Origin of the sequence: Bordetella bronchialis, assembly GCF_001676705.1 — a bacterium.
Classification (GTDB): Bacteria; Pseudomonadota; Gammaproteobacteria; order Burkholderiales; family Burkholderiaceae_B; genus Bordetella_C; species Bordetella_C bronchialis.
Genome location: NZ_CP016170.1, coordinates 751,438 through 773,687, shown reverse-complemented (window position 1 = coordinate 773,687; position 22,250 = coordinate 751,438). Strand labels below are relative to the sequence as shown.

At 66.9% G+C, this 22,250-nt stretch carries 25 protein-coding genes; 8 read left to right on the top strand and 17 right to left on the bottom strand.

What is annotated here, in order from left to right; genetic code table 11:
• Window positions 1–97: 97 nt before the first annotated feature.
• Genes BAU06_RS03335 through BAU06_RS03325 form a run of 3 tightly spaced genes read right to left on the bottom strand, consistent with a single transcriptional unit; the run spans window position 98 to window position 2,291 of the window.
• Window positions 98–553, bottom strand: a complete 456-nt coding sequence (locus BAU06_RS03335) for a YaiI/YqxD family protein (RefSeq protein ID WP_066344291.1) — start codon at window positions 551–553, stop codon at window positions 98–100.
• A gap of 4 nt (window positions 554–557) precedes the next feature.
• The gene (locus BAU06_RS03330) at window positions 558–824 is read right to left on the bottom strand and encodes a hypothetical protein (protein ID WP_066344289.1); all 267 of its coding nucleotides are present in this window, start codon (window positions 822–824) and stop codon (window positions 558–560) included.
• Between the two features lie 18 nt (window positions 825–842).
• Window positions 843–2,291 (bottom strand): aminotransferase-like domain-containing protein, encoded by a 1,449-nt coding sequence (locus tag BAU06_RS03325; protein WP_066344287.1) that lies wholly within the window; start codon window positions 2,289–2,291, stop codon window positions 843–845.
• Between the two features lie 128 nt (window positions 2,292–2,419).
• Between BAU06_RS03325 and BAU06_RS03320 the strand changes: the two genes are divergently transcribed.
• From BAU06_RS03320 to BAU06_RS03310, 3 genes are read left to right on the top strand one after another with little or no spacing between them, the layout of a single operon-like run.
• Entirely contained in the window at window positions 2,420–3,727 is a 1,308-nt protein-coding gene (locus BAU06_RS03320) for a hydroxymethylglutaryl-CoA reductase, degradative (RefSeq protein ID WP_066344285.1), read from the top strand.
• 56 nt (window positions 3,728–3,783) lie between these two features.
• Complete coding sequence (locus tag BAU06_RS03315; RefSeq protein WP_066344283.1) at window positions 3,784–4,281, top strand: hypothetical protein; 498 nt, start codon at window positions 3,784–3,786, stop codon at window positions 4,279–4,281.
• Entirely contained in the window at window positions 4,278–5,666 is a 1,389-nt protein-coding gene (locus BAU06_RS03310; RefSeq protein WP_066344281.1) for a tripartite tricarboxylate transporter permease, read from the top strand. Before BAU06_RS03315 ends, BAU06_RS03310 begins: the two co-directional genes overlap by 4 nt.
• A gap of 61 nt (window positions 5,667–5,727) precedes the next feature.
• Here BAU06_RS03310 and yddG read toward each other — a convergent pair whose 3' ends face one another.
• From yddG to BAU06_RS03285, 5 genes are all read right to left on the bottom strand, one after another.
• Entirely contained in the window at window positions 5,728–6,612 is an 885-nt protein-coding gene (gene yddG / locus BAU06_RS03305; protein ID WP_066357825.1) for an aromatic amino acid DMT transporter YddG, read from the bottom strand.
• Between the two features lie 51 nt (window positions 6,613–6,663).
• A complete protein-coding gene (locus BAU06_RS03300) occupies window positions 6,664–7,071 on the bottom strand; it encodes an MAPEG family protein (protein WP_066344279.1) in 408 nt (135 codons plus the stop codon).
• Between the two features lie 201 nt (window positions 7,072–7,272).
• A complete protein-coding gene (locus BAU06_RS03295) occupies window positions 7,273–8,145 on the bottom strand; it encodes an MBL fold metallo-hydrolase (protein ID WP_231933986.1) in 873 nt (290 codons plus the stop codon).
• 182 nt (window positions 8,146–8,327) lie between these two features.
• A complete protein-coding gene (locus BAU06_RS03290) occupies window positions 8,328–8,732 on the bottom strand; it encodes an NUDIX domain-containing protein (protein ID WP_082993502.1) in 405 nt (134 codons plus the stop codon).
• The gene (locus BAU06_RS03285; RefSeq protein WP_066344272.1) at window positions 8,729–9,526 is read right to left on the bottom strand and encodes a nucleotidyltransferase domain-containing protein; all 798 of its coding nucleotides are present in this window, start codon (window positions 9,524–9,526) and stop codon (window positions 8,729–8,731) included. The genes BAU06_RS03290 and BAU06_RS03285 overlap by 4 nt, the downstream gene beginning before the upstream one ends.
• 103 nt (window positions 9,527–9,629) lie before the next feature.
• On the opposite strand from BAU06_RS03285, the gene BAU06_RS03280 reads away from it, so the two are divergent.
• A complete protein-coding gene (locus BAU06_RS03280; RefSeq protein ID WP_066344267.1) occupies window positions 9,630–10,205 on the top strand; it encodes a helix-turn-helix domain-containing protein in 576 nt (191 codons plus the stop codon).
• Window position 10,206: 1 nt separating this feature from the next.
• Window positions 10,207–10,752: a GNAT family N-acetyltransferase gene (locus BAU06_RS03275; protein ID WP_066344266.1), complete on the top strand. Its 546-nt coding sequence runs from the start codon at window positions 10,207–10,209 to the stop codon at window positions 10,750–10,752.
• Window positions 10,753–10,825: 73 nt separating this feature from the next.
• Here the strand turns inward: BAU06_RS03275 and BAU06_RS03270 are convergent, their stop codons facing one another.
• The 3 genes from BAU06_RS03270 to BAU06_RS03260 form a co-directional block, all read right to left on the bottom strand.
• Entirely contained in the window at window positions 10,826–12,196 is a 1,371-nt protein-coding gene (locus tag BAU06_RS03270; RefSeq protein ID WP_066344261.1) for an MFS transporter, read from the bottom strand.
• Between the two features lie 138 nt (window positions 12,197–12,334).
• Window positions 12,335–13,429 (bottom strand): alanine racemase, encoded by a 1,095-nt coding sequence (alr, locus tag BAU06_RS03265; protein ID WP_066344258.1) that lies wholly within the window; start codon window positions 13,427–13,429, stop codon window positions 12,335–12,337.
• The gene (locus BAU06_RS03260) at window positions 13,426–14,682 is read right to left on the bottom strand and encodes a D-amino acid dehydrogenase (protein WP_066344254.1); all 1,257 of its coding nucleotides are present in this window, start codon (window positions 14,680–14,682) and stop codon (window positions 13,426–13,428) included. The genes alr and BAU06_RS03260 overlap by 4 nt, the downstream gene beginning before the upstream one ends.
• Window positions 14,683–14,815: 133 nt before the next feature.
• Between BAU06_RS03260 and BAU06_RS03255 the strand changes: the two genes are divergently transcribed.
• Window positions 14,816–15,280 carry a winged helix-turn-helix transcriptional regulator gene (locus BAU06_RS03255; RefSeq protein WP_066344249.1) on the top strand — a complete coding sequence of 155 codons (465 nt, stop codon included), beginning with the start codon at window positions 14,816–14,818 and terminating at the stop codon, window positions 15,278–15,280.
• 35 nt (window positions 15,281–15,315) lie between these two features.
• Here the strand turns inward: BAU06_RS03255 and BAU06_RS03250 are convergent, their stop codons facing one another.
• A complete protein-coding gene (locus BAU06_RS03250; protein WP_066344248.1) occupies window positions 15,316–16,215 on the bottom strand; it encodes a LysR substrate-binding domain-containing protein in 900 nt (299 codons plus the stop codon).
• 148 nt (window positions 16,216–16,363) lie between these two features.
• Between BAU06_RS03250 and BAU06_RS03245 the strand changes: the two genes are divergently transcribed.
• Both BAU06_RS03245 and BAU06_RS03240 read left to right on the top strand, forming a co-directional pair.
• Window positions 16,364–16,759 (top strand): RidA family protein, encoded by a 396-nt coding sequence (locus tag BAU06_RS03245; RefSeq protein WP_066344246.1) that lies wholly within the window; start codon window positions 16,364–16,366, stop codon window positions 16,757–16,759.
• Window position 16,760: 1 nt separating this feature from the next.
• Window positions 16,761–17,948, top strand: a complete 1,188-nt coding sequence (locus tag BAU06_RS03240; RefSeq protein ID WP_066344240.1) for an oxidoreductase — start codon at window positions 16,761–16,763, stop codon at window positions 17,946–17,948.
• A gap of 39 nt (window positions 17,949–17,987) precedes the next feature.
• On the opposite strand, the gene BAU06_RS03235 is transcribed toward BAU06_RS03240, so the two are convergent.
• From BAU06_RS03235 to BAU06_RS03215, 5 genes are read right to left on the bottom strand one after another with little or no spacing between them, the layout of a single operon-like run.
• Window positions 17,988–18,359 (bottom strand): RidA family protein, encoded by a 372-nt coding sequence (locus tag BAU06_RS03235; protein ID WP_066344238.1) that lies wholly within the window; start codon window positions 18,357–18,359, stop codon window positions 17,988–17,990.
• Window positions 18,360–18,389: 30 nt separating this feature from the next.
• On the bottom strand, window positions 18,390–19,781 hold the full coding sequence (locus tag BAU06_RS03230) for an NAD(P)/FAD-dependent oxidoreductase (protein ID WP_066344237.1): 1,392 nt from the start codon (window positions 19,779–19,781) through the stop codon (window positions 18,390–18,392).
• 1 nt (window position 19,782) lies between these two features.
• The gene (locus BAU06_RS03225; RefSeq protein WP_066344233.1) at window positions 19,783–20,127 is read right to left on the bottom strand and encodes a (2Fe-2S)-binding protein; all 345 of its coding nucleotides are present in this window, start codon (window positions 20,125–20,127) and stop codon (window positions 19,783–19,785) included.
• The gene (locus BAU06_RS03220; protein WP_066344231.1) at window positions 20,117–21,250 is read right to left on the bottom strand and encodes an NAD(P)/FAD-dependent oxidoreductase; all 1,134 of its coding nucleotides are present in this window, start codon (window positions 21,248–21,250) and stop codon (window positions 20,117–20,119) included. Before BAU06_RS03220 ends, BAU06_RS03225 begins: the two co-directional genes overlap by 11 nt.
• Window positions 21,251–21,259: 9 nt before the next feature.
• Entirely contained in the window at window positions 21,260–22,240 is a 981-nt protein-coding gene (locus BAU06_RS03215; RefSeq protein ID WP_066344226.1) for a Bug family tripartite tricarboxylate transporter substrate binding protein, read from the bottom strand.
• Window positions 22,241–22,250: the final 10 nt, after the last annotated feature.

The window sequence follows — 22,250 nt, the reverse complement described above, 5'->3', positions numbered from 1 at the left end:
CATGGGTGAAAGGCGCCCGCCCCCCGCGCGCGTCATGTCCCGCAGCAGCGGGAATTCGATGACCAGGCGCGTATTCCCGTGCCCGGGGTTGCAGGGCTCAAGCGTCGCGCCGCGCCGCCAGCATCAGGCGATCCAGCGCATTGCCGAAGGCGCGGCGATCCGCCTGGCTGAGTGCCGCGGGCCCGCCGACGTCCACGCCGGCATTGCGCAGGTCTTCCATCATGTCCCGCATGGACAGGCGCTCGCGTATGGTGTCGGCCGTGTAGCGTTCGCCGCGCGGGCTGAGCGCCAAGGCGTGCTTGTCCAATACCTGCGCGGCCAGCGGAATATCGCCGGTGATGACCAGGTCTCCGGCTTGGACGTGCCGCACGATGTAGTCATCCGCCACATCGAAGCCGCGCGGCACCTGCACGGCGCGGATCAAGGGCGACGGTGGCGTGCGCAGCATCTGGTTGGCCACCAGCGTCAGGGATCGCTGCCATCGTTGCGCCGCGCGGTACAGGATTTCCTTGATGACGGCGGGACAGGCATCGGCGTCGACCCAGATATGCATGCCGTCAGCCTTTCAGCGCATTGGCCAGCAGATCGTTGATGACATCGTTGACACTGACCCCATCGGCCTCGGCCTTGGCGCGCAAGGCGTCGATCAAGGGCTGGCGCAGCTTGACCGGAAACGGCACGAGGCCGGCCGCCTGGTCCAGGCGGCGCTGCTCGCGGCGATCGGGCGCGGGCGCGGCGCCGGCATAGCGCCCGGGCGGCGTGGCCGCGTTGAGCTTGCCCATCAGCTTCAGGGCCTTGTTTTTCTCGAGATCGGTCTTTTTCATCGGATATCCGCGGAATGGTTATCCGGGCATTCTAGGCGACGCGGCGATACGGCGGCGCAGCGCGCCGCGGAAACGCTCGTCGACCAGCGCGCCGACGTTGCAGCGCGACCAGGGCGACACCTTGTCCGCATCGACGCTGAATACCCGTCCCGGCGCGAGCAGGATTTTTTCCGGCAGCAGTTCGCGGGCCAGGGCCACCGTGTCCTCGATACCCGGGAAGGCCGGCCACAGATACAACGAACTGGCCGGACGCGCGAAGACCCGGGCGCCCAGCTCATCCAGCACGTTCAAGGCTTGCGCCGTGGCGGCCTCCAGCCGGCGGCGCAGGCGGAACAGGTGGCGCTCGTAGTGGCCCTCGCGCAGCATGACATCGACCATGCGTTCGCAGTATTCCGAACTGCTGACGTGCACCAGGGCCTTCAGGTCGGCCAGGTCGCTCGCCAGCGCCGTATCGCAGGCGATGAAGCCCACACGCAGCGCGGCCGAGAACGACTTGGAGAAGCTGCCGATATACAGGGTGCCCGCCAGCTGGTCCAGCGCCGCCAGCCGCACGGCCGACGTAGGCTTGAAGTCCGCCAGCGGATCGTTCTCCACCACCAGCGTGCCATGGGCCTGGCATAGCTGCAGCACGCGATAGGCCTTGGCCGCGGAGATGTCGGAGCCGGTGGGGTTGTGGGCCAGCGACTGCGTGAAAAAAAGCCGCGGCTTCTCCCGCGCCAATAGATCTTCCAGCACCGCCAGGTCGGGCCCGTCGGGCAGGCGCGGCACGCCCAGCATGCGGGCGCCGGCCAGCTTCAGCTTGCCGAACAGCGGGTAATAGCCCGGGTCGTCCACCAGCACGGCCGCGCCCGGCGGCAGGAAATAGCGGATCACCAGGTCCATGGCTTCATTCGCGCCGTGGGTCAGTACCAGTTGGGATGCCGAGGCATTGACGCCGATATCGCCCAGCTTGCGCACCAGGCTTTCGCGCAGGGGTGCATAGCCGTAACGGCCGCCATAGCGGAACAGGCTGCCCAGCCCCGTGCGCACCACCTTCTGGTGATAGCGGTCCATGCGCATATCGGCCAGCCACTCCACCGGTGGGAAGCCGTCGCCGACCGCGACCGCGTCCGGCTGCGTCTTGAGCTGCTCGCGCATCAGCCACACGATGTCCATGGCCCGGCTCAACTGTCCCGACTCTTCTTCCACCGGCTTGCGCGCGTCCTGCCGGTCCACCACGTAGAAGCCGGAGCCCCGCCGCGGTTCGACCACACCCTGCGCCACCAGGATTTCAAAGGCGACCACGACGGTGTTCTTCGCGTAGCGATGCAGCTGCGCCACTTCGCGCAGCGAGGGCAGTTTGTCGCCGGCGCGGTACACGCCCTTGGCGATCTGCTGGCCGATCAGCCGCGCCAGGCCTTCCGCGATGGGCGCCCCGCGCGAGCCGCGCCCGTCGCGTCGCGCGGGAAGTCTCCTGCCGTCATCCATGACCGGGATCCACGATATTGCCTTGGGAAATTGGTGCAGTGCGATGGTACTGTTGGCCCAAACTGTACCTGTCAATAGCGGTACAGTTTACCTAGGATCGACCCGTTGATTCCAGAACGGAGCATTTCATCGTGGTCGATTCGCGCCTCTCCAATTTCCGCGCCCTTTCCCCAACCGAACGACTGCAGGCCATCGTCCGCGCCGTGGGCCTGGACGAACAGGAAAGGCTGGCCCTGGCCCGCCCCGGCGCGCTGGCGCTGGATCGCGCCGACGGCATGATCGAGAACGTCGTCGGCACCTTCGAGCTGCCGATGGGCGTGGCCGCCAACTTCCAGGTGAACGGCCGCGACGTGCTGGTGCCCATGGCCGTCGAAGAGCCCTCCGTGGTCGCCGCCGCCTCGTACATGGCCAAGCTGGCCCGGGAATGCGGCGGCTTCGAGACCTCCAGCAGCGCGCCGCTGATGCGCGCGCAGATACAGATCCTGGGCCTGACCGACCCGCAGGGCGCGCGCCTGGCCCTGCTGCGGCAGAAAGACCGCATCCTGGCGCTGGCCAACAGCCGCGACAAGGTACTGCTCGAACTGGGCGGCGGCTGCCGCGACATCGAAGTCCACATCTTCGCGGACACGCCGCGCGGACCGATGGCGGTGGTGCATCTCATTGTCGACGTGCGCGATGCCATGGGCGCCAACACCGTCAACACCATGGCAGAGGCCGTGGCGCCGCTGGTGGAGGAAATCGCGGGCGGCTCCGTACGCCTGCGCATCCTGTCCAACCTGGCCGACCTGCGGCTGGCCCGCGCGCGGGTGCGGCTGACGCCCGCGGTACTGGCCACGCGCGAACGCAGCGGCGAGGAGATCATCGAAGGCATCCTGGACGCCTGGGCATTCGCCGCGGTCGACCCCTATCGCGCCGCCACGCACAACAAAGGCATCATGAACGGCATCGACCCCGTCGTCGTCGCCACGGGCAACGACTGGCGCGCCATCGAAGCCGGGGCCCATGCCTATGCCGCCCGCACGGGACGCTATACCTCGCTGACGGCGTGGGAGAAGGACGCATCGGGCGCGCTGGTGGGGTCCATCGAAATGCCGATGGCACTGGGGCTGGTGGGCGGCGCCACGAAGACGCATCCGCTGGCCCGCGTGGCCCTGAAAATCCTGGGCGTGCGCTCGGCGCAGGAACTCGCCGAGATCGCGGTCGCCGTTGGCCTGGCGCAGAACCTGGGCGCCTTGCGGGCCCTGGCGACCGAAGGCATACAGCGGGGCCACATGGCCCTGCACGCGCGCAATATTGCCCTGACGGCGGGCGCGACCGGCGCGGAAGTGGATACCATCGCACGGCGCATGGCCGAGGAAAAAGACGTGCGCACGGACCGCGCCATCGCCTTGCTGAAGGCGCTGCGGGAGCAGGCGCCGGCCCACGAATCGACTTGAACGGCGGCCGGCGCATAAATTTTCCATAGCGGCCGCGATCGGAGGAGGAGACCATCATGAACATCAATTCCAGCCCATACGGGCACCGCGCCGTACCGCGGCGCGCACCCGCCGGGCAACTCGCCGAAGTATGGAGCGACACGGTGGACCTGCGCCACCTGGCCTGGTCCATCGCCATCGGCGTCGTCGTCAGCGTGGCGGCCTTCGTCGCGGCCGGCCGCGTGCTGCGCGGCCTGGCGTCCTCGGCGGAGCTGGGCCACGCTTACGCCATGCTGGCGGGGCTGGCGGGCAGCGTCATCGCGGGCGTGGTCTGCGCCCGGCTGTTCCGGCCCAAGCGCGAAGTCGTGGAGAACACCTCGCTGGCGGACGCCGCGTGGCGCGAAGAGGTCCTGGCCGACCTCGCCAACGAACCCGGCGGACTCGGCACGCTGGCCGACCTGCCGCCAGCGGCATTGCAGGAACTTCGCGAGCTGGGCCTGGACGAGCTGTTCGCGAGCCGCGCCGATGCGGGCAGCCCGCGGCCGGCGCGGCAGGTAAAGGAGGCGCTGGCATGAGCGATCCCATCCTGTTCGACCAGATCGTGGCCGCGGCCGCGATGGGCCTGGTGGGGGCAGTCGTCTTCGCCGCCATCGGGCTGATCTCCGGCACCGACGAAACAACCACCCTCGCCCCCCTGACCTTGCTGGTGGCCTTGCTGGGCGTGCCGCCCGCCGGCGTCTTTACCTTCTTCCTGGCGGGCGCGGTGGCCAAGCACATGACGCACGCCGTGCCGACGGCCCTGCTGGGCATCCCCGGCGACACCATGGCCACGCCCCTGCTGCAGGACGCCAATATGCTGCGCAAGCTGGGCGTACCCCATATCGCCTTGCGCAAGATGATCTCCGGGGCCATCATCGCCGCCTTCGTCGCCGTTCCCCTGGCGGTGCTGTTCGCGGTGCTGCTCGCTCCCTTCGGTCCGGCGATCACGCGCTCCGCGCCCTGGATATTCCTGGCCGCCGCGGTGCTCATCGCCTATTTTTCGGCGGGACGCTGGGCATCGGTCGCGCTGCTCGTCCCCTTCGTGATGGTCATCATCGCGCTGCAAAGCCTGACCGCCCGCTACGGCGTCAAACTCAGCATCAGCTATTTCCTGGGCATCGCCATCGGCCCGCTGATCGCCGACCTGTTCGCCGTCATGTCGCCGCAAGGCCGCAAGCGCATGGCGCGCGACAAGGTCCGCACGCTGTCGCTGGCGCCCGATGTCAAGGGCTGGTCCGGCTATTTTCCCAATCCCTTCAAGGTGCTGGACCGCGCCCAGACGCGCTGGACGCTGGCCACGGCGGCCGTCTCCAGCGCCACCTTCGTGTTCAGCCCGGTCGCGATGACGGTGGTCATGGGCGAAATGGTGGGCGCGCGCGTCCGGCACGCCTACCATCGGCTGACGACGGTGCTGAGCGCACGCAACGGCGTCACCGAGGCCACCTATATCGCCGAAGCCTTGATCCCGCTGATCGCCTTCGGCCTGCCCTTGAGTCCCGTCGCGGCGGGTCCGGCCGCGCCGCTGTTCAATGCGCCGCCGCGCTTCACGGTGGACAGCGCGACCGGGCAGACCAACAACCTGCATAACCTGATGAACCACTGGGAGTTCCTGGGATACGGCATGCTCGCCGTCGTCATCGCGTCGCTGGTGTCCTATCCCTTCGCCATGAACTACGCGCGCCGCGCGGCGCTGTTCGTGTCGCGCAAGGTCAGCCACGAGGCCATCATCGCCACCTTCGTCGGCCTGATCGTGGTGATCAGCGTCTGGGAAGGCCAGCTTCTGGGCCTGTTGGTCATCCTGACCATGGGCTTGCTGGGCGGCCTGCTCTCGCGCGCCTTTGCCTTCAACACCGGCGTTCAGTTCATGGGGTATTACACGGCGGTGCTGACAGTGCCGGCGCTGGTGAAGCTGATCGCATAGCACCGGGCGTGAGGGGCCGGCGCTGCGCTGCACGCGGATGCCGCGGGGCCAGGCCCCTCTCTTACCGCCGCGCCCGCGTCGCCCACCAGCACAGCAGCGATCCCGCGCACACCATGGCCGCGCCGTTCCAGTACCCCGCCGCCAGCGGCGCGGATAGCAGCACGGCGGCGAGCGCGGACGAGAAGATCGGAATGAAATAGGACGCCACGGCCAGCACGGCGATATTCCCATGCAGGATGCCGACGTTCCAGGCGGCATAGCCGAATCCCATGGCGGCGCCGGCCAGCACGACCTGCACCGCCACGCCCAGGTCCACATGCATGACCGCATCGCCGCTGCCCAGCACCTTGATCCAGAACGCCAGCGCGGTAAGCCCGAAGAACAGGGTCACCGCGCTCCTGCCCTTCGCCATCCTGGCCGTCACCGTGCAATACGCCGCCCAGATCACGGCGCCCGCGAAAGCCAGGCCATAGCTGAGAGGATTGCTCCGGATATTGGCCACCGTGCCCGCCAGCCCGGGACCTTGCGCCCCGCCCTGCGCCCACCACACGCCGGCAAAGGCCAGCACTACCCCGGGAACGATCAGCGCCGTGGCCCTATGGCGGTTGAAAACGACGGCGAACAGGATCGTCAGGCTGGGCCACAGGTAGTTGACCAGGCTGACCTCGATGGCCTGCCGGCTGTTCGCGGCATAACCCAGCGACAAGGCCAGGCACAACTCGTAGGCGACGAACAAGGCGCCGCCCAGGTACAGATATGCGCGCGGAAACCCGCGCGGCCGCGGAACGCCCACGGTAAGGCCCAGCAGGACGGTGCCCACCGTATAGATCATCGCGGCCCCCGCCGTGGGCCCCATGGCCTCGGCCACGCCCCGTATCAACGCGACGATGGTGCTCCATAGCACCACCGCCGTCAGCCCGATCAGCGTCGCCCGGGTACTCGTCATATCGCTGCGCAAGGGATTTCCATCAAGCTCCAGGCGGTCACCGCAACATCGCTACGCGCCGCGCAGCGTCACCATCAAATAGACGATCCGCCATCCCGCGCCGATCACCAGGATGAAGGCCGCCATCGCCTGAATGCCGAAGCCGATGCGACGCTTCTCCGGCGCGATCCGATAGCCGATGAAATAGACAATGCGGCCGACGATCCAGACGGCGCCCAGCACCGAAGCCCAGACTGGATTGCCGTAGATCGCGAAGAGCCATAACGCGGGCAGGAAGACCGGCATCCATTCCAGGGTATTGGAGTGGGCCCGGATGGTGCGCTCCAGGAGCGGATCGCCCGTCATCGCGGGCGGTAATATGCCGACCGCGATGCGCGTGCGCGCGACCGCGGCGGCCATGACGAAGAGAACAATACAAGCCACGACCGTGACCAATCCGACCGGCAAATACGCTTCCATGCGACCTCCGTCTCAGGCGACGCCTTCGGCCCGCCGCCGGAGCCGGGTGTCCTGTACCCAGGCCAGGCGTCGAGATTGGCGAGATGGAGAATGTAGCAGGGCTTGCGACCACGCAGCCGGCAGCCCGGATGAGCGCCGAGCCGGACGCGATCTTGTCGTGGCGATAGATCGCGCCGCGGCTGGGATCCGGACGAGAACAGGTCAATAGTCCCAGAACACCGGTACCCAGCGGAAAGCATCGCCCTCCACCGCCACCCGCCCCACGGACGGGAACGGCACGTGGGTGGCCAGCAGCAGTTCGCCCGTCGCGGCCACATCCCGCAGCAGGCGCACACGCACGCGCACCGACTCCTCGGGATCGTGCTCGAACCCGTTGTGCCAGTCCGGATGGTCGAAACCGACCGGAAACACGGCGTCGCCGGCGAAGGTCAGCCGGTCGCTGCCCGAGTGCAGGCAAACCACGCTGTGTCCGGGCGTATGACCGCCCGTGCGGCGCACCGTCACGCCGGGCGCCACCTCGTGCTGCTCGTCGAACATCCGCAACCGGCCTCGATAGTCGTTGAAGAAGCGTGTGGCGGCCGAGCGCAGAACCGGCGGCACCGCGGCGGGCATGGAGGTCCGCGAGAAATCCGGCGCCTTCCAGAATTCCACTTCTTTGGCCGCCACATGGATGCGCACGTCCGGACGCAAGCGCTCTTTCACGCCACCGACGAGCAGGCCGCCGACATGGTCCATATGCATGTGCGTGATCACAATATCGGTCAAGGATTCCAGGGCGATGCCGGCGGCCTCCAACCGGGAGGACAGCTGTCCTGCCCGCGGGAATCCGGGGAATTCCGAGCCGACGCCCGCGTCGACCAGGATGGTCTGCTCTCCGCTGCGCACCACCAGGACATTCAATGCCCAATCGAATCCTTCCGGCGGCAGGAACATGTCCTGCAACCAGGCCGCGCGGTCGGCCGGGTCGGCATTGATGGACATGGTCGTCGCCGGGAGCGGCAGCACGCCATCGCTGATCACGAGTACATCGATGTCGCCGATGCGCACCGCATAACGCGACGGAACCAGATCCATCGATGCGGGTCGGGCGGACGGCAGGGAGGTGTCAGGACTAAGCACAGTGGGATCTCCAGGAATGGCCGCGGAATGCGCGCCTCGTGCAGTCATCCTAGAGAGTCTCGGTGCCGGGAAGTAGACCCGTGCGTGCCCACACAGTGTTGCCCGGCAGGCACCAAACCGCGGCACGCGGCCGCGCGTCAGGCAGGCGTGAAGACGTCCGGCTTGTTCGCCAGGTACCAGGCCACCGATCGTGTCACCGGCAGCCGCCGGATCTCGTCCAGTTCGAAATATGCGGCTCCCGCGCCTTCCAGGACACGGAAGTCGCCCCATTCGACCGGGCGGCGCAACAGCATCAATGGGGCCTCCTGGCCATCGCTGCCGCGGCGTCGGCCGATCTCGATGAACTCCGCCGGTCGGGCGGCGATGCGCAATTCCTCTTCCAGCTCGCGCGACGCCGTGTGCCAGGGGTCAGGGTCCTGGGCCTCGACCGCGCCGCCCCAGAAGCTCCAGGCCAGCGGGCCTATCCTGGCCGCGCTATCGCGCATTTGCAGTAGCGTGCGACCCCGGCGGTCACGGACGAGAATGCTGACGTTGGTGATCATGGCGCTTCCCGGCGCGCGGGCATCGATCGCAGCAAGGATTCCGGCATTCCCCGGCACGGCCGCGACGGCAGGTCATCCCCACGCAACTCCATGTACAGGTGGATCGCGGCAAGCACGGCCGCGTGGACGGAGCCGGCGTCGTGCCGCGCCACCGTATCCGCGAGCGCGTGGCCTTGGTCCAGCCGCAGGGCCTCCAGCCGCCGCACGCCGCGCTGGTTCAGGCCGGCCCGGCGGTACAGCATGGGCCCCAACACCTGTTCCCGAAAGAAGCCCAGCATGCCGATCGCCTCGTAGAGCTCGCCCCGCCCCAGCTTCGTGATCGCATAGTGCAGCCAGATCCAGGCACGCGCTTCAAACCATTCGGATGACAGATTGGGCCACGCTACCGCGCCAGCCTGCATGCGTTGCTCGATCTCGCGCGGATTGCGGGCGAACAGCACCGCGCGTCGCTCGATCTGGCGATCCAGATCGGACGGCAGGACGAACTTCAAGTCCACGTGGATCAGCGGCTCGCCGTATAGGCAGATCAACAGGCGCGGTTCACCGACATGCTCGCCGGTAAAGGCGGAAATCAATCCTCCGATGGCTTCGGCGAAAGCCCTGCGGCCGGCCATGACTTCGGCGTAGTGGCCTTCTTCCACCACGATGGAGAAATCCAGGTCCGAATACTCGTCGAAGCCGCCGTGGATATAGGAGCCGCCGATCAACAGGGCATGAAGACGTTCGTCGCGCGCCACCGCCGCACGGACACGCTCGAGAAGCTCCAAGTGGGATGAGGGAAGGCTGTGGTTCATATGCTCCTCATGAAGAACATGCAGGATAGGCCAATTCGCGGCCGTTGACGGCTGCGCTGATTTCCATAATACTAGACAATAATTCCAGTATTGTGGAACAGCCGTGGACATCAACCAGATCATCGCGACGCGCGTCCGGGAGCTGAGAAGCGGACGCGCCTGGTCGCTGGATGCGCTCGCCGACCGCAGCGGCGTGAGCCGCTCCACCATCTCCTTGATCGAGCGAGGCGAAAGCAGCCCGACCGCGGTGGTCCTGGACAAACTGGCCACGGCGCTTCGTGTTCCTCTCGCGTCATTGTTCGAACGGCAATCCGCGGAAGACATTCCCTCGCCGATCGCCCGGGCCGACGAGCAGGCCGTCTGGACGGACCCCGCGTCCGGGTACGTCCGCCGCCACCTGTCGGCGGCCGTCCCCTGCCCCACCCAGCTGGTGGAGATCCAGTTCCCCGCTGGCCAGCGCGTCGCCTATGAAACGGCGCTGGGCGAGCCGGATGTCGTGCAGCAAGTCTGGATGATGCACGGCACGATGGAAGTCCGTAGCGGAGAGACAGCCTGGCGATTGGAAAAAGGCGACTGCCTGACGATGAAACTGGATAGACCGACGAGCTTCCATAACCCCGGCCGAGTCATGGCGCGCTATCTGGTCGCGCTGACGACGCTCGCGCACCAAGGAATCTGAGATGACCCATCAGGCAACAATCCGCGTGGTCCCGGCCGAAGAGGCCCCCAGGCTGGTGGACCCGCTGGCCGAGGTATTGATGGACTGCGTGGCGGGTGGCGCCTCGGTCAGCTTTATCGCGCCGCTCGATATGCCGCGCGCCATGCGATTCTGGACGAAGGTCGCCGACGACGTCGTCCAGGGCGATCGCATTCTGCTGGTCGCCGAATCGCAAGGTCGCGTCATGGGCACGGTGCAGATCGTCGTCGGGCAGCCCGAGAACCAGCCCCACAGGGCCGATGTGTCCAAGCTCCTGGTCCATCGCGACTTCCGGCGCCTGGGGGTCGCAAGCCAGCTGATGGCGGCGGTCGACACCGTCGCCGCTCGCGCGGGCAAGACCTTGCTCGTCCTGGACACGGAAACGGGCAGCGATGCCGAACGCCTGTATGTACGCGCGGGCTGGACGCGCGCGGGCGTCATTCCCGATTACGCCTTGAGGGCGTATGGCGGGCTGTCCGCCACGACTTACTTCTATAAGCGCCTATCGAACGACGAAGGCCGCCCCTGAAAGCGTTACGCGGCGCGACGCCAGACCCCGACAGCCACGGCGCCACGCGCCGGGGCAGCCGCGGCCGGTGGCATCACCGCGGCAGGTCGGCATCGCGGGTCTCGGGCAGGAACCACGGCAATACCAGCCCCACCAGGTACACGCAGCCGATCAGCAGGGCGCCGTGCGCCACCCCGCCGAAAGCCTGGATCATCCGGCCCGACAGGATGGGAAAAACCCAGGCGATCAGCCGCGCGGAATTGAAGACGAAGCTCACCGCCGTGGAGCGCACCGTGGCAGTGAACAGTTCGGACGGGTAGATCGCCAGCCAGGCGAACGCGCAGCCCAACGTGAAGAAGCCATTGACCGGCGCCACCAGGATCAAGCCCTGTACGCTGCCCACCCAGCCATAGGTGGCCAGCGTTGTCACGAAGCAGCCCACGAAGGTCAGGAACAGGAACAGCCGCCGCCCCACCGCATCGATGATGAAGCCCGATACCAGATAGGCCGCCGTGGCGCCCAAGGTGTAGGAAATCGATACGCGCGAGACCCACGCCTGCGGGTCGGCGACGTGGCCCGCGGCACCCAGGGCAGCTGTGTACGCAGGCAGCCAACTGGACACCGCCCACCAACCGACAATGGCCGCGATGGACAGTACCGTGGTAAGCGCGATGCGCCGCACGGCCTCGCGCTCGCTGAACAACTGCTTGAGCGTGAAGGGCCGCTTTTCATCGCCTTGTCGCGCGGGCGCCGGCTCTCTCCCTGCACCGGCGGCATCCTGGCCCGTGGCGCTCCATTGCCTGTTGCGGACGGCCTCTATCCATTGCTCGGACTCGTCCACACCGCGCCGCAGATACAGCACGAACAGCGCTGGCACCGCGCCCAGCACGAACATGGCGCGCCAGTTGTTCACGCCGAAGGGATCGTAGGATGTCATGGCGTACCAGATGAGCGCCGCCAGCAATGTGCCCCAGCCGAAACCCGATTGCAGGAAGCCCGCCCCCTTCGCGCGGGCCTCGCGCGGCCAGGTCTCCGCGACAAGCGCGATGCCCGTGCTCCACTCGCTGCCCATGGCAAGACCGGTGAGCAGCCGCAGCAGGCTGACCTGCCAGATGTCCTGCGCGAAAGCGGTCAGGCCCGTCAACAGCCCGTACAACAGCACGGACCACATCATCATGCGCTTGCGCCCGATATAGTCGGCGAGCGTCCCGCCCACCAGGCCACCGATGCCCCAGCCCAGCAAGGTGATGCCGATGACCAATCCGCCATACACGGGCAGCTCGGCCATCTGGTCCGGCCGCAGCAGGCCGTGCAGCAAGGCGGGCAATACGACCACCAGCGCCAGCGCCTCGTAGCCATCGAAGATCCACCCCAGGAAGGCGCCGTTCAGCGTGCGCCAATGCTTGGCGGTCAGGTTCGCGCGCCAGGACGGCGGTCTTGCCCAGAGTGCTTCTGCGGGTCTCATGCGGCTTTGTCTCCTTGTGCCGGCGGCCGTACGATCGGCGCCACCTGCGTGAAGATGCTAGCCCTGGGCCGAGCCCGCGAATGTCAATTTTTCGTGAACAAGTGGCGTCACCCTACAGAAAGCTTAATGCGGAGCCCTTTATCCGATATACGTGCGCGTGACGCGCTTGACGTTGGACAGTATCTCGTAGGCGATGGTCCCGGCCGCCTTGGCCACTTGCGCAACCGGCACCTGCCTGCCCCATAGCTCCACCGTGCTGCCGATGCCGGCTTGCGGATGGTCGGTCAGGTCGACGGTCAGCATATCCATCGAAACACGGCCGATGAGTTGCCCAGGCCGCCCGTCGATCGCAACCGGCGTCCCGTCCGGCGCGTTGCGCGGATAACCATCGGCATATCCCAGCGCGACAAGCCCGACGCGGGTCGGCCGCCGCGCGACGAACCGGGCGCCGTAGCCCACCGTTTCCCCCACCGCCACGTCGCGCACGGAGAACACCTGGCTGCTCAGCGTCATGACGGGCTCGAGGGCCAGCGCCGGCGGGTCCATGGGATCGACGCCATACAACATGATGCCCGCCCGCCCCCAATCGCGCCGCGCCCGCGGCCACGCGGCCAGCCCCGCGGAATTGCATACGCTGCGCGGCGCCTCCAGGCCCTGCGTGGCGGCGTCGAAAGCGCGGATCTGCGCGTCAGTCATGTCGCTGGCGGGCTCGTCCGCGCGCGCCAGGTGCGTCATCAGTGAAATACCGCCGACATTGCGGCAGGCGCGCAATCGCTGGTACGCCGCGCGCACGTCGTCGCCGATGAAGCCGGCGCGATGCATGCCGGAATCCACCTTCAGCCATGCATGAATCGTGGCCGCCTCGACCGTCTTCCGGCCCGCGCTACGCACGTTCGGCGCCGCGGCGATCCATTCGATCTGCTCGCGGCGATGTACCGCCAGCCAGATAGCGCGCGCCGCCGCCACCCTGGTTTCCTCGGCATCGAAAGCGCCTTCCAGCACCAGGATAGGCGCTTCGATCCCAGCCTGGCGCAGGGCAAGCGCTTCATCCAGGAAGGCCACCGCATAGCCATCGACATGGCCCGCAAGCCCTTGGGCGCACGCCACGGCCCCATGGCCATAGGCATCCGCCTTCAGCACCGCGAGCACCTGGCCGCCATGGCTGCGCCGCGCGGTGGCGTAGTTGCGGCGCAAGGCGCCGAGGTCTATGCGGGCGTGGGCAGGCCTGCTCATGCGCCGTACCGGGAAAATTCCAGGCCCTCCACGGATATTTCGGGCGCGCGCCCGCACACCTGGTCGGCGACGATACGGCCCGAGCCGCAGGCCATGGTCCATCCCAAGGTGCCGTGCCCGGTGTTCAGGTACAGATCCCGGTAGCGGCTGCGGCCCACGATAGGCGTGCCGTCGGGCGTCATGGGCCGCAGGCCGGTCCAGAAATCGGCCCGCTCCACATCGCCCGCGCCGGGATACAGGTCCTGCAAGACCATGGTCAAGGTCTCGCGGCGGCGCGGGTTCAAGCGCAGGTCGTAGCCCGACAGCTCGGCCATGCCTCCCACGCGGATACGCTGCCCCAACCGGGTGACGGCGATCTTGTAGCTTTCGTCCAGCAAGGTGGACACCGGCGCCGCCGACTCGTCGACGATCGGGACGGTCAGCGAGTATCCCTTGACCGGATACACCGGCAGATCCAGCCCCAGGGGCGCGGCCAGCCCACGGGACATGGAGCCCAGCGCCAGCACCGTACGATCGGCCGGCAGCAGCTGGCCGCCGACGCGCACACCTGCCACGCGGTCTCCTTCGACGGCCAGGGCCTCGGCTTGCGCCCCGTAGCGGAACGTCACGCCCAGCCCCGCCGCCCGTATGGCCAGCTCGCGCGTGAACAAATGGCAATCGCCGGTCTCGTCATTCGGGAGCCGCAGCCCCCCGGCCAGCTCGCAGCGTGCATGCGCCAGCGCCGGTTCGGCCTTGGCCAGTTCGGCGCCGCTCAACAGCTCGTACGGGATGCCCTGCTCCCGCAGTACGGCGATATCGCGCTGCGCCGCCTCGAATTGCGCGGCATCGCGAAAGAGCTGCAGCAGCCCAAGGCTGCGGCCTTCGTATTCGACACGGGTTTCCGCGCGCAATGCATGCAGGCAATGGCGGCTGTATTCGGCCAGGCGCAGCATGCGCTCCTTGTTGACCGCATACCGCCCGGCATTGCAATTGGCCAGCAGCGCGGCCAGCCAACGCAGTTGGAACAGGCTGCCGTCGCAGCGCAAGGCCAAGGGCGCATGCCGCTGGAACATCCACTTGATGGCCTTGGACGGAATGCCGGGCGCCGCCCACGGCGTGGAGTATCCGGGCGATATCTGCCCCGCATTGGCAAAGCTGGTTTCGAGCGCGACGCCAGGCTGCCGTTCCAGCACGGTAACGCGCGCGCCGTGGCGGGCCAGGTAATACGCCGTGGTGGTGCCGATCACACCGCCACCCAGAACGACCACGTGCATGGCCGCATCCCCTTTTTATATGGTCAAATCACTATTCTATTTGGGTCCTGCTAGTGTTTTTAACCATAGTTCCACGTCATTCCAGCGTAATCCGCTATACCGAGTCCGATTTCCTATCCAAGATAGAGAAAACATGCGCCCACTAGATCGCACCGACTACAAGATCCTGGACATCCTGCAGCGCGACGGGCGGATCGCCATCACGGAACTCGCCGCCAAGGTCAACCTGTCCGCGACGCCCTGCGCGGAACGTGTCCGCCGTCTGGAACGCGATGGCGTCATCACGGGATATCACGCGCACCTGAACCCGCAGGCGCTCGGGCGCGAGCTCCTGGTGTTCCTGGAAATCAAGCTATCGGCGAAGTCCGGAGACGTCTTCGACAAGGTGCGCGCGGAACTACTCAAGGTGCCGGAGGTCCTCGAATGCCACCTGGTGTCCGGCGAGTTCGACTATCTGGTCAAGGCACGCCTGACGGCGATGAGCGCGTATCGCCGTCTGCTGGGCGACCTGCTCAAGCGGCTGCCTGCTTCGGCGTCCTCGCACAGCTACGTCGTCATGGAGGAAGTCAAAGAGACGCTTGCGCTGGTGCTGCCCTGAGACGCTAGTTCTGCGCCACGCCCGCAGGCTTCGCCTCAGTTTCCGGCTTCGGGCAGCGCCGCCTGCGCACGCAACCACCGCACAACGGCCTGCACCGGCGCCGAGGCTGGCCGGTCCGCATACGTGGCCACATGATAGGTGTGCCCGTCCATCGCCGGCCCGAAGGGCTGCACGAGGTGGCCGGCTTTCAGCTCATCGGCGACCAATGCCAGGCTGACCAGCGCGACGCCATGGCCGGCGACGGCCGCCTGTATCGCATGACCTTCGTCGGAAAACCGCAGGTGCCCCGCCGACCGCGGTTCCTTTCGCCGGGCGGCCTTGAACCAAGCTCCCCAGGTCGGGTTGTGCGGGTGCCGCCGCTTCCAATCGAAGCGGATCAAGGGAACGCGAGCCAGATCCTCGGGCGATGCCACACCCAGGCGGGGATTGGCCACGGGCGCGAAGCGATCGGTGAATAGCGGCTCGCTGGCAAGACCGGGATACGGTCCGCTGCCGTATCGGATCGCGATGTCCACCGTGGTCGATCGCAGGTCGACCACGTCATCGCTGGCCAGCAACTGCAGGTCTATGCCGGGATGCCGGCGCCGGAAGTCCGCCATGCGCGGCACCAGCCATTTCACGGTAAAGGCGTTCGTCGCGGAGATCGTCACCTGCCTGCGCAGATGTTGCCGCGTCAACCGCGCCAGCGTGGCCTCGAACGCATCGAAGCCGTCGCGCAGTACCGGATAAAGCTGTGCGCCGGCATCGGTCAGCAAGACCTTGCGAATCCGGCGATCGAACAGCGCCAGCCCGGTTTGCGCCTCCAGCGCACGGATCTGGTGGCTGACGGCGGTCGGCGTCACGGCCAGCTCGTCGGCGGCGGCCTTGAAGCTGCCCAGGCGGGCCGCGGCTTCGAATGCGCGAAGCGCCGATAGCGGCAGGGATCGACGTTGCATGGCGAACGGCTCAGGCGGATGAATTTATCTCATCTTATAGCTGACAAACCAACCTTTGTCGCGCCGGCGCCCCGCACCTACATTGACGGAACGGACCGCTCTATATGTCCCCGATCCATCAACAATCACGAATGAAGGAAACTGCACCATGCTCGAACAAGTCATTACCCGGCCGGACAACTACGCTCCTTTCCTGCTTTCACAGGGCATCCGGTTCGGGAATCTGCTCTTTATTTCCGGCCAGGCGGGCGCGGGCGACGATGGCAAGATCGTCAGCGGCGGCTTCGCGGCGCAAGGCGAGCAGGCCTTCCTGAATTTACGCCGCGCGCTGGAGGCCGGCGGCTCCAGCTTGAAGGACGTAATCAAGGTCACGATCTTCGTCACCGACATGGGCCGCTTCCAGGACGTGGTGGCGCTGCGCCGCCGCTTCTTTTCGGCCCCCTACCCGGCCGACACGATCGCGGAGGTCAAGGCGCTATACGATCCCGCCGCCATGATAGAAATCGAGGCCATCGCGGCCGTAGGCCAGGCCGAGGGACGCTGACATGGACGCACTCGTCGATCGTCAGGCAAGCGACGCCCGAACCGCCCACGCCAGATTGTTCACACCGCTACGCGTGGGCAAGGCCGTGAGCCTGTCCAACCGGCTCGCGGTCGCGCCTATGACCCGGGTCAGCGCCACGGCGGACGGCCATGCCACGCCGCGAATGGCCGAGTACTACGAAGCCTACGCCGCCGGCGGCTTCGGATTGATTATCACCGAAGGCATCTATACGGACACGTCGTATGCGCAGGGCTACCTGTTCCAGCCGGGTCTGACCGACGACGCGCAAGGGGATGCTTGGCGCGCCGTGGTCGACCGCGTCCATGCGCGCGGCGGCCGCATCGTGGCGCAACTCATGCATGCGGGCGCGCTGTCGCAAGGCAATCGGTATCGCGCATCGACGAAGGGTCCATCGGCCGTGTTGCCCAAGGGACGGCAAATGACGTTCTATCGGGGTGATGGTCCGTACCGGATGCCGGAAGCCATGTCCGATGAAGACATCGCCGTAGCGATCGAGGGTTTCGCGCAAGCGGCACGCAGGGCGCGGGAAGCCGGATTCGACGGCGTGGAAATACACGCCGCCAACGGCTACCTGCTGGACCAGTTCCTGACCGCCTACACCAATCTGCGCCAGGACCGCTACGGTGGCAGCCTGGAACACCGCCTGCGCTTGACGGTGGAAGTCATACAGGCCGTCCGCCGGTCCACGGCCGATGACTTCATCGTGGGGGTGCGCTGTTCGCAAGGCAAGGTCAACGACTTCACCCACAAATGGGAAGGCGGCGAGGCGGATGCCGCCCAGGTCTTCCTCACACTGGGCGCGCTGCCCATCGATTACGTGCACACCACCGAATTCCAGGCCTGGCAGCCGGCTTTCGGCGACCAGGGCCCCAGCCTGGCGGCCCTGGCGCGACGGCACGTTCCGGTTCCGGTGTTGGCGAACGGTTCGCTACACGATCCGATGCAGGCCACCGGGATGCTGGCACGGGGAGAGGCGGACTTCATCTCGCTCGGTCGTGGCGCGCTCACGCATGCGGACTGGCCCGCGAAGTTGCGGGCGGGCGAAAGCCATGAAGCGTTCGACCCGGGCCTGCTGTCACCCATCGCCGACCTGGCCAATGCAGCCCGCCATCGCGACGAGCGGCGCCGCGCCGACAGCGTATCGGCAAGCCGCCCGGTGAACACCTGACGTAGTATCAATGTCGACGGGTTGGCGGTTCCCCAGCGGCTACACGGAACGCGACTGCGGCTGGACGGCAGCGGTGACAACGATCTCGACAAGAATATCCTTGGCGGCCAGTTCGCATTGAGCGGTGGCGCGGGTAGGCGCCGCGTTCGGCGCGGTCCAGGCATCCCAGACCTCGTTCATGCCGGCGAAATCGCGCTCCAGGTCCTTGATCCAGATCTGGGCGGTCAGCAGGCGGCTCTTGTCCGTCCCGGCTTCCGCCAGGAATTTTTCTATCTTGGCCAGCGTCTGGGCCGTCTGGCCGCGAATGTCCTGGCTGCGGTCGTCGGCGGTCTGGCCGCCCACGAACACCATATTGTTGTAGACCACTGCGCGCGAGCGGCGGGTGTCGGTGGCGATGCGTTTGATTTCCATGTCTGAGACTCTACAGGGCAGGTTGAGAAACTATTCTTCGAGATCCGCGAGTTCGCCCAGCGTGATGGGCTTGATGGGCGGCCGGATCCGGTAGTAGCCGACGTCCTGCGGACCGACCTTGCGTTCGTCCGCGATGACTTCGGTCACGGTCAAGCCGCAGAGGCGGCCTTGGCACGGCCCCATCCCGCACCGTCCGAAAGCCTTGGCCTGGTTCGGTCCCAGGCAGCCGACCTCCACGTACTCCCTGATCTTTCCGGCGGTGACTTCCTCGCAACGACAGACGACCACGTTCTCGTCCGCCGGAATACGGTGATCGTCGCGGGGGCGATACAAGGCGTCCAGGAAGGGGCGGATGCGGACATACTTGCGAAACTGGCCCAGCACTTCTGTCTCGCGGCGCCGCATGGCCTTGGGCTCCGGGTTCCGCAGGCGGCGCGCGATATCCAGCGCGGCCAGGCGTCCTTGCGCCGCCGATGCCTTCGCGCCCACGATGCCCCGGCTATCGCCCGCGATATAGATGCGCGTGTCGTCGATCTGGCCGTATGGATCCGTCCGCGGTATCCAGCAGAGCTGCCCTTCATCCCACCGATGCTGGGCGCGCAGCGACCAGCTCAGTTGCGTATTGGGGACCACCCCTTGATGAAGCAGGATCAAGGACGACGCAATGCGCCGCTGCCGGCCTTTATGCCGGAACGTAATGGCCTCGGCCCCGCCCTCGCCTTCGATGGAAAAGCCGCTTGCGCCGGTGTACGTTTCCACGCCGTGCGCGCGTATCGTCCTGAGCATCCTCGCGCCCTTGGCAAGGTCGCTCCAACCCTGCATGGCCCGCAAGAGATGCGGGGCTGCGCGCAGGTAATCCGCGGTGCCGGTCGTCTGGACCAGCGCCTTGATCTTTACCCCGGCGTCCAGATACTGCTGGGTAAGGAGCAGCAGCAGCGGCCCGCATCCCGCAATGACGACCGGCTCGGACGGGATCGCGCCCGACGCCTTATACAGTATCTGCGCCGCGCCCGCGCCCATGACGCCAGGCAAGGTCCATCCGGGTACCGGAAACGGGCGCTCCATCGCGCCAGTGGCCAGCACCACGGCGTGTCCGCGCACCGTTCCGCCGCGACCCTCGTGCAGATAGGAAATCGTCCTGTCCCGGTCTATGTTCCACACCGCGGCGCCCGCCCGATGGACCGCGCCGCAGGCGGCAAACGACTCGGCCAGCGCCGCGCCGGCGGCATAATCCGCGCCGAGAACCTTGCGCCGGCGCGCCGGGGCATCCTCGATGGCGCGGTAGATCTGCCCGCCCACGCGCCGCTGCTCGTCCAGGAGGACGACGCTCAAACCTGCAACCCGCGCCTCTATCGCCGCGGACAGTCCCGCCGGGCCTGCACCGATGACCACCACGTCAAACTGCTCGACATTCGAATCCATATCAACCCTTCCCGCCCGGTTCATCCAGCTCGGTCGCGCCTTCCTGGCGCCGGACCACCATCCCCTCGCGAACCGGGACGAGACACGATTGCCTGCCGGGCCGGCCGTCTATCTCCACCAGGCACTCGAAGCAGACGCCCATCATGCAATAGGGCGCCCGGGGCGCTCCGGAGACCGGGGTGGACCTGAATGCCCGGACACCGGACATCAGCAAGGCCGACGCAAGGCTGACGCCTTCCGGCACCGCCAGGGACGTGCCCTCGAATCGAATCCGGACCATCTTCGCGCCGGGGCTGGCTTCCGGCACGAACAGGGAAACGGCGGTCTCGTGGTCCTTAGTGAGCATTGCTGAACTTCCTATCGGGGTCGAGGAAGCGCTCCCCGGCGAACTGCTCCAAGCCATGCGGAGCCGGCTTGACGCCGGCAATCCATGGCGCGATTTCATACGCATGCGAACCCGCCAGCGACACACCGCTATGGCTCGTCGCGACGAATGCGCCCGGGAATTTCGCCGACTCCTGGTAGATCGGCGCGCCATCGGGTGTCATGACCCGAAGCGCGCCCCATGCGCGCACCAGCTTGACCGTGGATAGCAGCGGAAACGTCGTCACCGCGCGCCGTGCTATCCATTCGATGGCGGACACCGTCGTGCCGTCGTCCAGGCCCACGTCCTCTACCGAGAACCCCAGCTGGACGGTCCCTTCGGCCGTCTGGCGTGCCTTGTTCGTCGGATACGGCAGGAATTTCTTCAGCCGCTCCGTAATCAAGACCTGGCCACGGTTCGCCACGACGGGCGCATGCAGGCCCAACCGGGACGCAAGCGTGTCGTTGCTCAGGCCGGCGGCCAGCACGATCTTGTCCGCGGTCCACGTACGCCCGTCGGCCGAGCGGGCCTGGAAACCCGGAGACTTGCAGGTGGGACCGACCTCTCGCACATCGACACCATTGCAGATGCGCCCGCCGCGCAGCTTCAGGCCGGCGTGCAGGGCGTGCAAAAGCTTCAGGGGGTTCACATGGCCATCCAGGGGACACCAGCTTCCGCCCACGACCTTGGGACCGATGGCCGGCAAGCGGGCTTTCAGGTCCGCGTGATCCAGCATCTCGAACGGTGTGCGCCCGTCAACGTTGATTTCGGCCAGCATGGCCTGGCGTTCGATCATCTCTTTTTCGCTGAACCCGATCCAGAAGCCGCCGTTCTGCCGCAGGTCGACATCGACGCCGGTAAGCTGGGCCAACTCCCTGGCCAGCGGCCCCCAGTGATCGACCGCGTCACGGCTCCATTGGGCATAGCGCGGGAAGCCGGCGCCTTTGCTTTGCAGCCACACCAGGCCGAAGTTGCCGCGCGAGGCACGATGCGCAACATCGCCCTGGTCCAGCAAGGTCACCGCGCCACCGGTCTTGGCTATCCCGTACGCGATGGCGGCGCCGACCAGGCCGCCGCCTACGACGATGGTTTCATTCGAGGACATACGGCTTTGCTACTCGAGCGTGATGTGGTTGCGCCTGATCACTTCACCCCAGCGGGCGCTGTCGGCATCGAGCATTTGCTTGAAGTCGGCGATAGAGGCCGGCGCCACCGTCGCGCCCAGGCTTGCATGTTTCTTGATGACCGCGGGGTCGGCAAGCACCGCGTTTATCTCGCGATTCAGCTTTTCCACGATGTCCGGCGGCATATGCGCGGGGCCGACGACTCCGCCCCAGGTCTCCATCTCCAGCGCCGGGTAACCGGCCTCCCGGATCGTGGGCACATCGGGGAGCATGGGAGAACGCTGCGGTCCCGTAATGGCCAATGCACGGATACGACCCGCGCGCGCCTGCGGCTCCATGGACGTGAAGTTGCTGAACATCATCTGGATCTGTCCGGTCGACAGATCGAGCTCGGCCGCGGGCGCGCTCTTGTAAGGCACATGCGTCAGTTGCGCGCCGGACAGATTCGCGAACAAGGCGCCCAGGACGTGCAGGGCCGTGCCGGTTCCCGTGGAGCCGTAGAAGACTGCGTTGGGGTGCGCCTTGGCGTAGGCCACCAGCTCGGCGACGGTCTTCACCGGCAGCTTGGGGCTGACGCCCAGCAGATTCGGCTGCGTCCACTGCTTGGCGATGGGCGTGAAGTCCGTCGCGGGCTTGTAAGGCAGCGACGTCGCGGTCAACGCGGTGACGGTGTACGTCGCCAGGTTGGCGTTGCCGATGGTGTAGCCATCGGGCGCCGCCTTGGCGACGATGTCCAGCCCGATCGCACCCGAGGCGCCCGGCCGGTTTTCAACGATGACCGGCTGCCCCAATCGCTTGCCCAGCCCCTCGGCCAGCACCCGGGCCGTGCCGTCCGCCGCGCCGCCCGCGGCGGCATTGACGACGAACCGTATGGGCCGCTCGGGCCAGTCGGCCCGCGCCGCCGGCGCGGCAAAGACCATCCCCATTGAAACGGCGGCCATCCACGGCCGGCATGCGATGCTCCAGGACATCAGGATTCCC

Bases quoted from the DNA above. Each gene is read 5' to 3' on its own strand.
- BAU06_RS03335 (WP_066344291.1), bottom strand. From the start codon at position 553: ATGCATATCTGGGTCGACGCCGATGCCTGTCCCGCCGTCATCAAGGAA.
- BAU06_RS03330 (WP_066344289.1), bottom strand. From the start codon at position 824: ATGAAAAAGACCGATCTCGAGAAAAACAAGGCCCTGAAGCTGATGGGC.
- BAU06_RS03325 (WP_066344287.1), bottom strand. From the start codon at position 2,291: ATGGATGACGGCAGGAGACTTCCCGCGCGACGCGACGGGCGCGGCTCG.
- BAU06_RS03315 (WP_066344283.1), top strand. From the start codon at position 3,784: ATGAACATCAATTCCAGCCCATACGGGCACCGCGCCGTACCGCGGCGC.
- BAU06_RS03310 (WP_066344281.1), top strand. From the start codon at position 4,278: ATGAGCGATCCCATCCTGTTCGACCAGATCGTGGCCGCGGCCGCGATG.
- yddG (WP_066357825.1), bottom strand. From the start codon at position 6,612: ATGACGAGTACCCGGGCGACGCTGATCGGGCTGACGGCGGTGGTGCTA.
- BAU06_RS03300 (WP_066344279.1), bottom strand. From the start codon at position 7,071: ATGGAAGCGTATTTGCCGGTCGGATTGGTCACGGTCGTGGCTTGTATT.
- BAU06_RS03295 (WP_231933986.1), bottom strand. From the start codon at position 8,145: ATGGATCTGGTTCCGTCGCGTTATGCGGTGCGCATCGGCGACATCGAT.
- BAU06_RS03290 (WP_082993502.1), bottom strand. From the start codon at position 8,732: ATGATCACCAACGTCAGCATTCTCGTCCGTGACCGCCGGGGTCGCACG.
- BAU06_RS03285 (WP_066344272.1), bottom strand. From the start codon at position 9,526: ATGAACCACAGCCTTCCCTCATCCCACTTGGAGCTTCTCGAGCGTGTC.
- BAU06_RS03275 (WP_066344266.1), top strand. From the start codon at position 10,207: ATGACCCATCAGGCAACAATCCGCGTGGTCCCGGCCGAAGAGGCCCCC.
- BAU06_RS03270 (WP_066344261.1), bottom strand. From the start codon at position 12,196: ATGAGACCCGCAGAAGCACTCTGGGCAAGACCGCCGTCCTGGCGCGCG.
- alr (WP_066344258.1), bottom strand. From the start codon at position 13,429: ATGAGCAGGCCTGCCCACGCCCGCATAGACCTCGGCGCCTTGCGCCGC.
- BAU06_RS03260 (WP_066344254.1), bottom strand. From the start codon at position 14,682: ATGCACGTGGTCGTTCTGGGTGGCGGTGTGATCGGCACCACCACGGCG.
- BAU06_RS03255 (WP_066344249.1), top strand. From the start codon at position 14,816: ATGCGCCCACTAGATCGCACCGACTACAAGATCCTGGACATCCTGCAG.
- BAU06_RS03250 (WP_066344248.1), bottom strand. From the start codon at position 16,215: ATGCAACGTCGATCCCTGCCGCTATCGGCGCTTCGCGCATTCGAAGCC.
- BAU06_RS03245 (WP_066344246.1), top strand. From the start codon at position 16,364: ATGCTCGAACAAGTCATTACCCGGCCGGACAACTACGCTCCTTTCCTG.
- BAU06_RS03240 (WP_066344240.1), top strand. From the start codon at position 16,761: ATGGACGCACTCGTCGATCGTCAGGCAAGCGACGCCCGAACCGCCCAC.
- BAU06_RS03235 (WP_066344238.1), bottom strand. From the start codon at position 18,359: ATGGAAATCAAACGCATCGCCACCGACACCCGCCGCTCGCGCGCAGTG.
- BAU06_RS03230 (WP_066344237.1), bottom strand. From the start codon at position 19,781: ATGGATTCGAATGTCGAGCAGTTTGACGTGGTGGTCATCGGTGCAGGC.
- BAU06_RS03225 (WP_066344233.1), bottom strand. From the start codon at position 20,127: ATGCTCACTAAGGACCACGAGACCGCCGTTTCCCTGTTCGTGCCGGAA.
- BAU06_RS03220 (WP_066344231.1), bottom strand. From the start codon at position 21,250: ATGTCCTCGAATGAAACCATCGTCGTAGGCGGCGGCCTGGTCGGCGCC.
- BAU06_RS03215 (WP_066344226.1), bottom strand. From the start codon at position 22,240: ATGTCCTGGAGCATCGCATGCCGGCCGTGGATGGCCGCCGTTTCAATG.